Below are 14,616 nucleotides of genomic sequence, written 5' to 3' on the forward strand. Positions count from 1 at the left end.
AATTACTAATTAGCAGTTGTTTTCTAACTTCGCAAAGAACAGCGTAGAATGTGATATGAACAACAGGCAACTTTTTTTGCAGCACGTAGCACAAACGTCGGATGCTCCCCTGGCCCTGGAGATTGTGAAAGCTGAAGGTATGTACATGTGGGATGCAGCCGGTAAGCGTTACCTGGACCTGATAGCCGGTATCAGCGTATGTAATGTAGGGCACTGCCATCCGGCCGTAGTAAAGGCTATACAGGAACAAGCGCAACAATATATGCATTTGCTGGTATATGGCGAGTTTGTACAATCGCCACAGGTGGCCTTTGCCAGCCTGCTCACCCAGCATTTGCCTGCACAGCTCAATTGTGTATACTTCACCAATTCAGGTGCAGAAGCGGTAGAAGGAGCCATGAAACTAGCCAAACGCTATACCGGCCGAACAGAGATCGCCGCTTTTAACCGCAGCTATCATGGGTCCACCCAGGGCGCACTAAGTATCCTGGGCGATGAATACTGGCGCAATGCCTATCGGCCGTTATTACCCGGTATTCAGCACCTCGAATATAATAACTTCGATTCCCTGGCATTGATTACCGAACGCACCGCCGCCGTAATCGCTGAATCGGTGCAGGCAGAAGGCGGGGTAAATGCGCCACAACGGGAATGGTTACACGCACTTCGCGAGCGATGCACTGCCACTGGCGCCCTGCTGATATTAGATGAAATACAATGCGGATTTGGGAGAAATGGAACCCTCTGGGCCTTCGAGCAATTCGGTATTGTACCGGATGTATTATTGCTGGGGAAAGCGCTCGGTGGAGGCATGCCATTAGGCGCCTTTATCAGCTCCCGCGATATCATGTGGACACTCACCAACAACCCTGTACTGGGCCATATTACTACCTTTGGCGGACATCCGGTGAATTGTGCAGCTGGCCGCGCCGGTTTCCAGGCGCTACTGGACCAGGACCTGGTAAAAGACGTGAAAGCAAAAGAACAAGTGTTTTTGCAACACCTCCAACATCCGGCCATCAAATCAGTGCGCTCCCTGGGACTAATGATTGCCGTGGAATTTGAGAGCTTCGCTGTGAACAAAAAAGTGATTGACTACTGTATTGAAAAAGGAGTATTGACTGATTGGTTCCTCTTTGCGGCAGAATGTATGCGTATTGCGCCGCCATTGATTATTACAGAAGAAGAAATTAAATGGGCCTGCGCCGTTATTTGCGAGGCGGCGGGACAACAATGATATTGTGATTGTAGAAAAGGAACGCGGCAGGAACATAGTTCCTGCCGCGTTCCTTTTCTACGTATAATCTTACATGTTATGAATTCAATCTACTAATTGCCATAGTAACACGTTTGGCCAATAACTCTATTGTATCATTTTCCAGCAGTGCCAGGTAGTAATAATATTTCCCGGAAGAAGATATTTCGTGCAGGTTGTTATTGAATTTAAACCGGCCCCGGTAGAACTGATCCAGGATACCGGTTTCGCCTGCTTTTTCCGGGGAGATCGCAAAGCTGGTAACGGTTACCTGGTGAAATTCCACGATGATTTTATAGTCGTCGTTAATGAAGCGTAGCTGTAATTTTTTCTCTGCGCCATTCAGGTGTATTTTGATGCATTGATAGTCGTTGTGAAAATCGTAAGGATGCCCATCTATTTCACCGGTCATCATAGATTCGAACAGTGGCGTATGCGTTACATCTTTCATGTGCCAGCGATTAAAATTGCAGTTTGAAGCTACCGAATACGCCAAAACGTTTGTTGGCGGATTCGCCTGGCAGTACATCCGGTGTTACTCTCCAGATAAAGTCTACCCGTAAAAATTTGAAGATATTTTCTATACCTGTTCCCAGCTCCAGGTAAGGATTTCCCTGTAAGGTTTTAAATGCAAAACCGTTGTTCAGGTTTAATTGTTTATTGGAGTCCGATAAAGAACCTATTACGCCTTTGGCGGTCCAGAACTGGCGCCATTTCAGTTTTTTAATTAAAGGAATATAGCCGAAGATACCATTACCGATGGTATGTTCTACGTTGAAGCCTACGTATTGGTCGCTGATGAACTCGAAGCGGTTCATCATGTTAAACGCGTATTTATTGTAATAGTAAATTTCGTTACCGGGGTGTACTTCGAGGGAAGTATAGGGTACGGTGCCGAAAATTTTACCGGCAAATACGTTGTAGTAAAACGAGCCAAACGGCGGAAGTTTTACGTAGTCGGATACACTGAGCGACAGGCGTTCATATTTTTGTCCGCTGTTGGCGATGCCCGGGATGCCGGCAGCAAACTTCATTTCGGCAATAGGGAATTTACTGCCCAGGCTGATACGATAGTAATTCCCTTCGAGGAATTGTTCATGGAAGGCATAACGGAATTTTACTTCTATTTCCATATTGGTCAGCGGATCGCGGCCATTGGGGTCTTTCGGATAAAAAGCAGTAGTAGGTAACGGATCAAAAGGCCTTACCCGCTTGTGAGATAAGGATATCTGGTGAGAAAATCCGCTGTAATATTCCTTGAAGAATTCTACCCGCTTTTCATCGACCATTAAAAACTTTTGTGGTACGCCTCCTTTACGGATAGCGAGGGTAAATATGTTGTCGGTGCCTACTTCATCATAATAATGGGTACCATTATCGAGGTCGCGGGTATAGGCGGCATACAGGTAGGTGCGTGGATGTCTTTTCAACAGCCAGAGCGCCGACATTTTCCCTTTATACACCTGGTCTTTGAAGCCATAGGCCAGGTATCCGTAGAGGTACAGGTCTTTATTGAATTTGGGAGTAGTACCGAGGTCGAGCCGCAGGCGGAATCCTTCCAGCCTGTTTTGGGAAAACAGGTAGTAGTAAGGGCCCCATTCTATGGGTCCGAGCGGTTTATAGCCGGTAGCGAGGAAGCGGATGGTATTGGAATAGGTTCTAAAAAGTGGCATTTTCTGGAGGGTATCCACCATTTTATAAATGCTTTCTTCATTTTTGCTGAGATCTTCTGGCCGGTTGTTGATCCAGAAGGAGTCTTTCCGGTTACGGGCGCTATCCTGTACTATTACATTTTCAGGATATTTTTTGTTATTGAAGATGTTGGTCGCAGCAGTATCATTCGTAATTACGTTATCATAGGTTGTTGTTTTGCGGCCTATGAAATCCAGTGTTCTTCCGGGTTTGGGACTGGGCGCCCAGAAGTCGGCTATAAATTTATCTTTATACAGGAACCAGGAGCTGTCGGCCAGCTGGCGGAATTCCTGCACCATGCTTATTTTGTGTACGAAGTTAATGTTGGCATCGCGGGGTACCGACAGGGTTGTTTTCTGTACGGCGTAAGTAGTATCATGTACCCAGAGGTCGCCGATAAAAGTATTCTCTCCTTTTCGTTTAGGCGTAAAGTTTAGTTTGATGAACCGTTGCCCGCTGATGTATTGGGTGTCTGCAATGGAGTAATCGTAGTAAAATGCGCCATTATGGTGGATGGGGCTTACAAATTGTTTATCGAAAACAGGGATGAAGTTGTCGTATATATTAACGTTCTGGTACATTCCTCCCAGGAATTTGGTAACGCTTTCGTTATCGATACCCGAAGTGCGGGCAGCGCGGATAATTTCCTTGGTTTTGCGGGGGCTTGACTGGAAGTAGTAATCAGACAGTGATTCGGTAAGGAAGATGGGTAAAAAGGGTTTATCTTCCGAGGTGCTGTCGATATTGTCGAGTATAAAGGCGAAGGGTTTAGTGAAGCGGTTTTTTCCCAACTTTTCTTTGTTGAGATTTTTCATGTCCAGCTCCAGTTTATTATACACTTCGTAGCGGTAGCTATTGAGTCGGTTGTAGTTATTTTCGGGTTTATGTTTAACGATTTGCCGGAGGAGAATGAGGGCAAAATTTACGTTGGCTTTTACTTCATATGTTTTAAGGGAAACATCGGAGCGGGTAATATCGAAATTGATGGTTTGTTCCTTCAATTCACGGTTGACCGGAATTTTGAGGATGTTGTAGCCCATTACCCTTACCAGTATTGAATCTGATGGGATAACATTCAATTCGAAAAGGTACTTACCTTCCGCATTACTAACCATACCCGTTTGGGTATGTACGAATTGCAGCGTAGCGAAGGGAATGATTTCCTGTGAATGCGCGTCTCTTACTACCCCACTTACTTTATGCTGTTGCGCCATCAAGCCTGAACTCCAAACGCTTACGCCAATAATTATTGCTAATATTCTTTTCCAGCCAATCATATCTACAACAATATTATACTATTTATCGCGAATCCTGATAGTTACTATCCTCCAGGTAACGTCGGTATGTGAAAAAAATATATTTTGAGAATAAAGTTTTTCTTCTAACTTTGTAACGCAAAGTACTTTTTTGTATGACAGACCAACAACATCTGCAGGCATTAACAGATATTAAGCGAATGATGGAGCGGAGCAGCCGTTTCATTTCGCTGAGTGGATTAAGTGGCATTACCGCCGGTATCAGTGGATTAATTGGGGCTTTTATAGCCAAAATCTGGCTGGATGAGTACTATCAGCAGTGGAATGTTACAGGCGTGCATAGCAATACCGATTTCCAGTTGCTTAAATTCCGGTTGCTGGCATTGGGGGCGGGGGTATTGGCAGCGGCGCTGGTAGGGGGTACTTTCTTTACCTGGCGTAAAGCCCGGCAGAATAATTTGTCGATATGGGACCTGACGGCGCGTAAGGTGTTGATAAACATCGCTATTCCGCTGGGCGCAGGCGGTGCGTTTATTGCCGGTCTTTTATATAATAACCTGGAAGTATTGGTAGCGCCTACCTGCCTGGTGTTTTACGGGCTGGCTATTATTAATGCCAGTAAGTATACGTTGCCGGATGTACGATACCTGGGTGTTTGTGAAACGATATTGGGTATACTTAATCTTTTCTTTTTGAGGAAAGGCCTTTACTTTTGGGCAGTAGGTTTTGGACTGCTGCACATCATTTATGGGGCATTGATGTGGTGGAAATATGAACGGAAAAGGACTATTTAATCAATAGCATGAACCCGATAGGTAACTTAAATAAGATATTCGAAAGCCGTATACGCCTTGGCGTTATGAGCGTATTGATGGTGAATGAGGAAGTAAATTTCAATGACCTCAAACAAATGCTGGAAGTCACGGATGGCAACCTGGCCTCCCACCTCAATACCCTGGAAGAAAATGGCTATTTGAAGGTGCATAAGGGGTTTATTGGCCGTAAAACCAATACTACCTACGCTATCACGGCAGCCGGGGAAAAAGCCTTCAAAGGCCACCTCGCAGCCCTGGAACATATGATCAAATTCACTAAATAAATTTTTTTTGCCCTTTTACTTTGAAATACAAAGTACTTTTAAATCTACTGATATGGAATCCTCAACACATGAACCTACATTCATCGAGCGTTATGCCTACGCCATCAAAGGCATTATCATTGTGGTACTCCTGCTGGTGCTATTAATTCCCACAGCAATGATACAGTCCCTTATATGGGAGCGCCGCGACCGCCAGGAGGAAGCCACCAAAGAAGTGAGTGAGCGCTGGGGAAGTGAACAAAATATCACCGGCCCGGTGCTGGCCATCCCCTACAAGGCCGATGCTTCAAACCCACCTGCCTATGTGTACCTGTTGCCCGAAAGTCTTAAGATCAACGGGGAATTACTCCCGGAAAAATTGCAACGGGGTATTTTCAATGTAGCCGTATATAACGCTAAACTCCAGTTGAGCGGCACTTTTAGCAGGGATGTATTGTCATCACTGCAAGTCTCTCCTTCCGCCTTAGATTGGGAACATGCATCGTTGCTCATTGGCGTCAGCGATTTACACGGCATTGGAAACCAGGTACAAATGAAATGGAATGGAAAATCCTACCTGTTTAACCCGGGGGTAACCAGCACCGACCTGTTTGATAGCGGCATTCAATCACCTGTGTCTATTAACCTCGCAGATACCAGTGCATTAAATGGCAGCTTCTCCCTGGAACTGGGCATAAAGGGTTCCGGCAGGATTAGTTTCTCTCCCGTAGGTAAAACAACCCAGGTAGGGATCAATTCCAGCTGGACCAACCCCAGTTTCGATGAGGCTTTCCCACCCCAAACCCGGCGGGTGGATGACAAAGGATTTGCCGCCACCTGGCAGGTACAGCACCTGAACCGCAGTTATCCCCAGTGCTGGGAAGGCAAAAAATTCAACATCCACTCGGCCGATTTTGGTATTAAACTCTTCCTGCCGGCCGAAAGCTACCAGAAGTCAATGCGGGCGGTGAAATACGCCGCATTGATCATTGGGCTAACCTTCTTTGTCTTCTATTTTATTGAATTGTCACAGCGCCGCGCCCTTCATCCATTGCAATATTTCCTCATAGGATTAGCCCTTTGTATTTTTTATACCCTGCTCATATCTATTTCAGAACAAATTAACTTTATGATAGCATATATCATTACCAGCATACTTACTATAGGTCTGATTATTGCATATACGGCAGCTGCATTCAAAAGCACCCGTATTGCTGCAGGCATAGGTGGTGCCCTGGCCCTGCTCTATGGATTTATTTATGTGATTATCAGTGCAGAAGATCAGGCATTGTTAATGGGTAGCTTAGGACTCTTTGTCATCCTCGCTTTGATTATGTACTTCAGTACCACTATTAAATGGGACAAGTTAGGACAAAGAACAATCGCAGATAAACAATAAAACGAAATATGGAAAATTCTTATATCAGCAAACGGATCGCCAGCTTCGGATATGCATGGAACGGTATTGTTGCTTTTGTTCGCAGTGAGCCACACGCACGCATTCATGTACTGGCTACCATTGTGGTAGTGGCAGCCGCTTGCTGGTATAGGATCACAGCGCCGGAATGGATATGGACCATATTATCGATAGCGTTGGTATGGACAACCGAAATGCTCAATACAGTAGTGGAAAAAATGATGGACCACCTCTCGCCACAACTACATCCCCAGGTGAAATTCATTAAGGATGTTGCTGCAGGCGCTGTACTGGTGGCCGCCATCGCCGCTGCGATTATAGGGGCTGTCATATTTATTCCTCATATCTTTTAATGATAAAACTTAACCATATGCAATTGAAAAGAACAATCAGATTATTGCAATACCGCATTGGCCGGTCCCGGTCGCAGTATACGTTATATGCTTCTGTCCTGTTTAGCCTGGCGCTGCTCCTGTTTCGTATTATACATTCCGGTAGCTACCTGAGAGCTTCCCTCGTTTGGAACCTGTTTCTGGCCTATGTGCCTTTTGCAGTTACCCGCTGGATGGAAAAACACCCGGAGCAAATTCAAAACCGGTATAACTGGTATGGCTGTTTCATGGTGTGGTTGCTGTTTATTCCCAATGCGCCCTACATATTAACAGACCTGTTTCATCTTTTTGATGGTGGCGTGCCGCTCTGGTTCGACCTGTTCGTCATTTTTTCTTTTGCCTGGAACGGCATGATGCTGGGGTATATGTCTATCCGTAGCATGGAAAAGATGTGGAGCGAACGGTATTCCCGCTGGCCTACCTGGTTGTTTACTTTTCCGGTAATGTTCCTTTGCGGCATGGGCGTATATATTGGCCGTTTCCTGCGCTATAACAGCTGGGATATCGTAAAAGACCCCCTTACTTTATTGGGTGATATGAGGGATATTTTCCTGCATCCATGGGAAAATCGCCATGCCTGGGCCTTTACCATATGTATGGGCGTTTTCCTGAGTTTAATGTATCCATTGGTAAAGAAACCAGCTGTTTAACAGCTTCCTGTTAGCCTCATAAAAAAAGCTGCGGATATCATATCCGCAGCTTTTTTTATGAATAAGATGTATGATGGTTTAAAAGTCTACTCCCATTCCAAAGTACCAGATCGGGCTGCCTCTGAAGAAGGCCACTGCCGGCCAGCCAGCATCTGCACGGAGGAAATAACCTGCAATGGTGGTACGGGCGCCGAATCCATAACCGCCTACAAAGGGGCCGAGGAAACCCTCTTTCACCCGGGTAACTACGCTGCCGTCATTATTGGGATAGTTGCCATAGTTGGCGTCTTTAAACGACAGTTTTCCATTCCAGGCGGTACCTATATCTATAAACGAAGTTACCTGGAAGTTACGCAGGAAAGCAGAGTTAATGGGCTTGTCGATGAAGGTGGAAAATACCGGCAAACGCAATTCTGTATTCAGCAACATCACATTATTACCATTCCTGGCATTTTGCTTATAACCACGCAGGTTCTCAGCCAGGGTTTGATACGCATAATTGGCGCTGGTATTTACCTTGTTGCTGGTATTGATCTGCGGATTTAACCAGTTGTCTACACCACCCAGGTAATACAGCAACTTGCGTGAACCCCACGACATATCCATGGCAAAACGGGTAGCCCAGATAAAGTTGCGGTAAATCTTTTCATAATGGCGAATGTCCACGCCCATGTTATACGTAAACCTTCCCTTACCAGCAGGGGTGCTGCCATTAAATAATTCATTAAGACCGCCGTTGGTCAGCTGGGCATTGGTTTCTCCATAAATTTTATAACGGGTACCATTCCAGATATTGATAGCCGGGTTGATGGTATTATCGTACACATATTCCAGGCGCGCTAACGCGTAGGTTTCTTTAAAGTCGGGCGACATGGCCGATTCCTTATTTTCAGTCTGCACCACCAGCCTGTCGGTACGTATACCGGCAGATAAGCGAATACTTCTTACCTGGTCAAAAGGATACCTTACTTCACCCTGGTAAATGTTGGTAATCATTTTAGTATGTACAAAGGCGGAGTCGTTGCCTTGCTGATCTTGAATAACAAAGCCGTTGTTCTTATCTACTTTACGGTAGTAAGTGAATTTATAGTCAAAACGTTTTTTCAGATAGCTGGTGCTGAAGAAGTATTCAGAGCCCTGGAGGGACGATGGAATACGGAACCCTCCGTTAAACTTCAGGTCTTCAAATAAATCGCTTACGCCTATACGAATTAATCCGTTTACCGGGTCGGTCAGGCGAATAGGTCCGCTGGGTTGGCCGGTGAAAGGCTGATATTTATTGATCAACACAGAGTTATCCAGTTGCAGGATCAGGTAATCTGATGCAAACTTGAACTTATACGGGAAGAGTTTTGATTTCTTCAATATGGGCTCATCCGCCGTGGCTTTGGGTTTGCCAAACAGGGAAGGCTCACCGGTGGCTGTTTCATTGCCTGTTGGGGCTTTTACAGTGGTATCTGCCGGTTCGTTGGCAAATTCATTCTGGAAGAAGTTAGGATGTGAGCCGGTATCTTTCGTAGGCGCCTGCGACGTTGGAAAGCCTAAACGCAGGCTATCAGCATGCATCTGGGACCTCCGGAAGTTGGTAGGTCTTGCATTGATATTTCTTTTCTTCAACGCTACGGTGTCTACTTTCAGCTTCATCAGGCGTTTGATATCGGCATACTGTACTACTTCCGATACTTCTCCCTTTTCGCCGGTAATGCGTGATTCCTGGATACCATAGGGGTAATTGGAAATCGGGAAACTGTAGGTGGAGTCTTTGGTAATCATGACTGCTTCTACAGAATCCGGTGCGGTAGTGCCATAGGCAGCCAATGCAGAGTCCAGTTCTTCCGGCTCAGGATTATGAAGGATTTCGGAGCCTACATAAAACAGAGAGTCAACGCCTGCGGCCTGGGATTTAAAGAAGCCGGCATAACGGTTACGGATACCGTTGGCATCGGATACAAAGGTGAAGTGCGTGGTATTGTATTGCATAGGCAGCCTGGCGTTGCCATACTGCAGATCGGTCAATTGGGTAATTTGTTTATCGGCGCTTCTGTTCCAGTTATCCACCATGAAGATATTGAAAGGACGGTTCATCAGCGAGGTGTCGCTACCCCGGCCTTTAGGAGAAGGCCTGTTGGAGGAGTAAATGATACCGCTTTTGCCAGGGAATGCGGCAAAGGCCGGATCCAGGTCGTCGTATACATCGTTGGTGATCTGTTCTGTTTTTGAATTGCTGATACTATAGGTGAAAATGTCGGTGTGACCATTTTTTACGGCCGACAGTAACAGGGTATTTTCCTGTACCGGCATATATTTAAAGTCGATGACGCGGTCGAACTGGTTGAGTTCCTGGCGTATAGTGATGCGGGTAATGAGGTCGTACACCATTAACTTGGTTTTGCCCTCATGCTCGTAGATCACGGCCAGGCGGTTACCTTTGGTGTTCCAGGCCATCTGCGGGTAGTTAGGATCTACCTGGTTGGCCAGCTGCATAACGCCACTCTTCAGCAATACTTTGGGTTTATTCCAGCCCTGTTGTATTTCTACACGGTATACGCCTTTTTTGAACTCTACTACTGCATAGGACGTATTTACCGGGTTGGGATTGAACCGGTAAAAATCTTTTTTAGGTGTGATTTCCTGGGCTACAATAGTGCGGCCCTTGGCAGAAGTTTTCCTTCTGCGGTTATCTTCCTGGAATCTTTTCTGAAAAAATACGAAGAAGTCCTGGGTAGCTTTTTTAGGTGTTTGGTTCAGTACCTGTTCAAAACCTTTCTTGAGTCCCCGATTGATACGGGTAATATACATCAGGTAAGGAACGGCATCTTTGCCATATTTGCTTTCCACGTAATACCAGAAAGCCTGGCCGGCCAGCAGGGCGTGGTCGTAGGCCAGTGCGTTGAAGTTGCTGTATTTACCTGACATGAGGATCAGCTTCAGGTCTTCATCTTGTTTGGCAGTCCAATTTTCGGCGGCATAGCCAATAAATCCATCGGTAAACCATTTAGGGAAGTCGATCAGGGCTGCATTTCCGGCAAATTCGCCAATATCTTCCCCAAATAACAAGGTTTCGAGCATAATGCGGGCAATTCCCTGCCGGATCTGGCGCCGGAGATTTTCATGGTTGCCATCGAAATACACGATCATTTTATTACCTACCAGTTTGGTAACCCCGCCTGTATTTTGCCATTCAATACCAATCCCGATATTGGACTGCTTCATTTCCCCGAAAGAGTTGTAAACCACAATATTAATACGCTGCCTGGGGTTGGTTTCCATGAACTGCTCCAGTTGGGGTAATTCCTTTTCGGCTACCTGGGCGGCATACTTACCTAGCTCCAGCCCATTCTGGCTGAAATAAGTGTTGAAATGCCTGCTTTGATAGTATCTCCACTTAAAGTTCTTGAACTGCACTCGATTTTGGCCGAATTCTACTGTATTAGTCTGAGCTTGCGATACTATTGTTCCAAGTAATAGGGTACCGTGGAATAATAACCGGGTAATAAATCTGTTCATACAGAAAGTATTGATAATATTGTGATCTGTTTTAAAATTAGCCTAAAAAAATCGGGTAGCAATGATTGAAATACAACAATTCACTTTCGGACCACTGCAAGAGAACACCTTCCTGCTTATTAACGGTAAAAAGGAATGTATAATTATAGACCCCGGATGTTATTTTCAGGACGAAAGAAAAGAATTATTACAATATATACAAACGCATGGCTTAAATGTTATAAGATTATTGAATACACACTGCCACTTTGATCATATATTCGGAAATAAGCTGGTATCGGACACGTATAAACTCCGCCCGGAGTTTCACGAGCTGGAGCAACCCATCCTGGATAATTCCCAGCGGGCAGGCGCCATGTACAACATCCCGTTTGAGCCTTCCCCCCAGGCCGGCCGTTACCTGGTTGAAGGAGAAAAGATCCTTTTCGGTACCGATGAAATCACCGTATTGTTTACTCCTGGCCACTCTCCGGGCAGCGTGTCTTTCTATTGCCCCAGCCAGCAGTTCGTGATCGGAGGCGATGTATTGTTTTTCCAGAGCATTGGCCGGACCGACCTGCCTGGGGGCAACCACCAGGTGCTGTTACAAAGCATCCGTGAAAAATTATTCGTATTGCCGGATGAGATAAGGGTATTCCCGGGTCATGGGCCTTCTACCACCATCGGTTTTGAAAAGAAACATAATCCGTTCCTGGTAGGCTAGCCTATACTTTAATGTATTTGCCAATTACCGGGAAACGGGCAAACTCCTTCTTCTCCATACGGAAAATAAACCAGGCATATCCTGCAAATAAAGCAGTAGCCACTGCGAGAGGAAGGGGTTTGACAGCATAGATATCTGCGGGAGATAACACCCGCATATTCAGCCAGCTGAATACATAGTAGGTAAGGATAGCTAATCCTACATAGGTAACCAGTTTAGGGAGATGGTATGGAATAGGATAATACCGCTGCCCCCATACATAGCACACTACCATCTGCACAAAATAACATACCATCGTTGCCAGCGCGGCGCCATAATAGCCCATCACCGGTATCCACCAATAATTGAGCATAAACGCCAGTACAGCGGTGATAATGGTAATCACAGCACCGGTTTTTGTCCGGTCGGTGAGCTTAAACCAGATGGTGAGGTTATAATATATTCCCAGGAACATATTGGCCAGCAGTAAAACCGGCACAATGCGCATGCCCTGGTAGTAGAAAGGCGTACGGAGGAAGGCTTTCCAGATACTCAGGTAAAGACTTACAAACAGGAACATGAAGCAGAGCATGATAACAAACAGCTTCATAATACGGGCGTAAATTTTCCGGGGATCTCCACTTTCGGCCTGTTTAAAGAAGAAAGGCTCGGCCCCTAACCGGAACGCCTGTATGAACATGGTAATCAATATGGCCAGTTTATAGTTGGCGCTATACAGGGCAATAATCTCTTTTTTGGCTTCCATGTCATTGCCAGGCAAAAACTGGGGTAAAAACCAGGCTCTGTCAAAGGTTTCGTTCACCATGCCGGCCATCCCCACTATGATGAGGGGAACGGCGTAATGCATCATCTGCTTCCACAGGCCCATATCAAACTTCCACTCTATTTTCCGTATCTGGGGCAGGAAAAGTACCAGGGTAATGGCACTGCCCAGCATACCACTCAGGTAAATATAGCCGGTTTGAGCGCTGCCGCCCTGTACATCGGGCAACCAGTGCGCGCCGGAGGCATATAATTTAGGGCATATTACCAGGAAAAATACATTGAAAAAGATGGTGGTAACAATACCGGCTATACGAATAGCGGCATATTTTACCGGCCTGCCTTCCAGGCGCAACTGGGCGTAGGGAATGGCTGTGAGCGTATCAATGGCCATTACCATGACGATATAGGTATAAAACGTAGGATGCCCGTTAAGTCCCGCCAGCTCCCCGGCGTAGGAATTAATAATGGGCGATCGCAGGAATAACAGTATCAGTGTAATAATGAAGGTAGAACAGAGCAGCGAAATCGTGGAGGTGCCCAGTACATGCGACTTATTCTCTTGTTTGGCAAAACGGAAAAAGGCCGTTTCCATACCATATGTCAGGACAATATTAGCAAACGGGATATAGGCATATACGTTCGACATCTCCCCAAATGAAGCATGGGTCAGGATAGTCAGATAAAAGGGAGTAAGGAAATAGTTGAGCAGCTTGCTCACAATATTACTCAGCCCATAAAACACGGTTTGTCCTGCCAGTTTCTTGATACTCAATTCCCAGAAATTTTGATGCAAATTACGAATTACGTGTCAGGAAATATTCCATTCCCGGATCTCCAGCCGGTTATTCATACCCGCCCCGGCGCTGCTGTTTTTTCTCTGATAACCGTTTTTTAGACGCTATTCTTTTCTCCCGGGCGGCTTTGGATGGGCGGGTAGGTACCCGTTTCTTGCGGGGAATCAATGCTTTATTGATGATGTCATTCATTTTGGCAATCACCTCCTGCTTATTCCCCAGCTGGGTACGCGCTGTTTGCGACTTCACCTGGAGCAGCCCCTCTGCGTTGATACGGTTGGCCAGCTTCTCTGTCAGCACGGTTTTTTGCTCTTCGGTTAACAAGGCAGATGCCATGATATTGAAATAGCCCTCTACCATCGTTTCCACCTTATTCACATTTTGCCCTCCGCTACCACCGCTGCGGGCTGTGCGAAACGTGATTTCAGTGGTCACATTAATATTCATTTTAATTTATTTTATAATATAAAAAATTGCTTAGGAAAGGCAATTTATTAAAACTACGGAGAAGATGCCGTTCTTTTTATGAAGAGAGCGGGGCAGATGGGACTACAGAAAGTAACAGGTGGCGGAAGTGGTTAGCCACCTGTGTTCGTTTATTTCAGTAAATTATAGCTTGCAGGGGATCAGGTAAACACCTGTGGAGTCTTTGGTAATTGGCGCTGGATTGTCATTCAGTAACACGTTATTCACCAGCTCTCCACAGCAGCCGGCCGATTTCGTTTTTACGTCAACTTTGTACTGTATTGCCTTACCGGGCGTGCCAACACGTAACGACTGCGGTCCGCCTGTCATCATGAAAATCATATAGGCGCGTTTACGAACCGGGTCAATCACCTGTCTTACCCGCACCGAGGTATCCATCGCGTGATTTTTCACGCTATCCAGCGGTATCTTGGCATTGTCTCCATAAACCAGGTCATGCCCGGTATCAGGATCTACCAGTTTAAAATAAAAGGTTAGCGGGCCGTTGTCACATATGATCCCATCGCAGGGGCCTTTATCTTTAGAAAGGCTACAGGCAGTAAGAAGGGCAACGCTCAAGATAAGCATAGTACAGATACGGGTCATGCGTAATGATTTTGGTTCCGTTAAAACGTTTGTTCC

At 45.8% G+C, this 14,616-nt stretch carries 13 protein-coding genes; 7 read left to right on the forward strand and 6 right to left on the reverse strand.

From position 1 onward, the window contains the following. Window positions 1-55 precede the first annotated feature (55 nt). On the forward strand, window positions 56-1,237 hold the full coding sequence (locus HGH91_RS11620) for an aspartate aminotransferase family protein (RefSeq protein ID WP_168738596.1): 1,182 nt from the start codon (window positions 56-58) through the stop codon (window positions 1,235-1,237). Between the two features lie 76 nt (window positions 1,238-1,313). Here HGH91_RS11620 and HGH91_RS11625 read toward each other — a convergent pair whose 3' ends face one another. Both HGH91_RS11625 and HGH91_RS11630 read right to left on the reverse strand, forming a co-directional pair. Continuing rightward, on the reverse strand, window positions 1,314-1,706 hold the full coding sequence (locus tag HGH91_RS11625; protein WP_168738597.1) for a hypothetical protein: 393 nt from the start codon (window positions 1,704-1,706) through the stop codon (window positions 1,314-1,316). Between the two features lie 10 nt (window positions 1,707-1,716). Then, window positions 1,717-4,224 carry a DUF5686 family protein gene (locus tag HGH91_RS11630; RefSeq protein ID WP_168738598.1) on the reverse strand — a complete coding sequence of 836 codons (2,508 nt, stop codon included), beginning with the start codon at window positions 4,222-4,224 and terminating at the stop codon, window positions 1,717-1,719. A gap of 134 nt (window positions 4,225-4,358) precedes the next feature. Between HGH91_RS11630 and HGH91_RS11635 the strand changes: the two genes are divergently transcribed. From HGH91_RS11635 to HGH91_RS11655, 5 genes are read left to right on the forward strand one after another with little or no spacing between them, the layout of a single operon-like run. Continuing rightward, complete coding sequence (locus HGH91_RS11635) at window positions 4,359-4,997, forward strand: hypothetical protein (RefSeq protein WP_168738599.1); 639 nt, start codon at window positions 4,359-4,361, stop codon at window positions 4,995-4,997. Window positions 4,998-5,005: 8 nt separating this feature from the next. Next, window positions 5,006-5,302 carry a winged helix-turn-helix domain-containing protein gene (locus HGH91_RS11640; RefSeq protein ID WP_145662984.1) on the forward strand — a complete coding sequence of 99 codons (297 nt, stop codon included), beginning with the start codon at window positions 5,006-5,008 and terminating at the stop codon, window positions 5,300-5,302. Window positions 5,303-5,354: 52 nt separating this feature from the next. Continuing rightward, on the forward strand, window positions 5,355-6,680 hold the full coding sequence (creD, locus tag HGH91_RS11645) for a cell envelope integrity protein CreD (protein WP_168738600.1): 1,326 nt from the start codon (window positions 5,355-5,357) through the stop codon (window positions 6,678-6,680). 8 nt (window positions 6,681-6,688) lie between these two features. Continuing rightward, complete coding sequence (locus HGH91_RS11650) at window positions 6,689-7,051, forward strand: diacylglycerol kinase family protein (protein ID WP_168738601.1); 363 nt, start codon at window positions 6,689-6,691, stop codon at window positions 7,049-7,051. 17 nt (window positions 7,052-7,068) lie between these two features. Beyond that, on the forward strand, window positions 7,069-7,740 hold the full coding sequence (locus HGH91_RS11655; RefSeq protein WP_168738602.1) for a DUF1361 domain-containing protein: 672 nt from the start codon (window positions 7,069-7,071) through the stop codon (window positions 7,738-7,740). 78 nt (window positions 7,741-7,818) lie between these two features. Here the strand turns inward: HGH91_RS11655 and HGH91_RS11660 are convergent, their stop codons facing one another. After that, window positions 7,819-11,247 carry a hypothetical protein gene (locus tag HGH91_RS11660; protein ID WP_168738603.1) on the reverse strand — a complete coding sequence of 1,143 codons (3,429 nt, stop codon included), beginning with the start codon at window positions 11,245-11,247 and terminating at the stop codon, window positions 7,819-7,821. A 61-nt stretch (window positions 11,248-11,308) separates the two neighbouring features. On the opposite strand from HGH91_RS11660, the gene HGH91_RS11665 reads away from it, so the two are divergent. Then, complete coding sequence (locus HGH91_RS11665) at window positions 11,309-11,950, forward strand: MBL fold metallo-hydrolase (RefSeq protein ID WP_168738604.1); 642 nt, start codon at window positions 11,309-11,311, stop codon at window positions 11,948-11,950. A 1-nt stretch (window position 11,951) separates the two neighbouring features. Here HGH91_RS11665 and HGH91_RS11670 read toward each other — a convergent pair whose 3' ends face one another. The 3 genes from HGH91_RS11670 to HGH91_RS11680 all read right to left on the reverse strand — a co-directional run bounded on the left by HGH91_RS11670 (window position 11,952) and on the right by HGH91_RS11680 (window position 14,580). After that, window positions 11,952-13,487 (reverse strand): polysaccharide biosynthesis C-terminal domain-containing protein, encoded by a 1,536-nt coding sequence (locus tag HGH91_RS11670; protein ID WP_168738605.1) that lies wholly within the window; start codon window positions 13,485-13,487, stop codon window positions 11,952-11,954. A 70-nt stretch (window positions 13,488-13,557) separates the two neighbouring features. After that, window positions 13,558-13,956, reverse strand: a complete 399-nt coding sequence (gene arfB / locus HGH91_RS11675; RefSeq protein ID WP_145663011.1) for an alternative ribosome rescue aminoacyl-tRNA hydrolase ArfB — start codon at window positions 13,954-13,956, stop codon at window positions 13,558-13,560. Between the two features lie 162 nt (window positions 13,957-14,118). After that, the gene (locus HGH91_RS11680; RefSeq protein ID WP_168738606.1) at window positions 14,119-14,580 is read right to left on the reverse strand and encodes a hypothetical protein; all 462 of its coding nucleotides are present in this window, start codon (window positions 14,578-14,580) and stop codon (window positions 14,119-14,121) included. Window positions 14,581-14,616 lie beyond the last annotated feature (36 nt).

This window comes from Chitinophaga eiseniae (assembly GCF_012641265.1).
Lineage (GTDB): Bacteria > Bacteroidota > Bacteroidia > Chitinophagales > Chitinophagaceae > Chitinophaga > Chitinophaga eiseniae_A.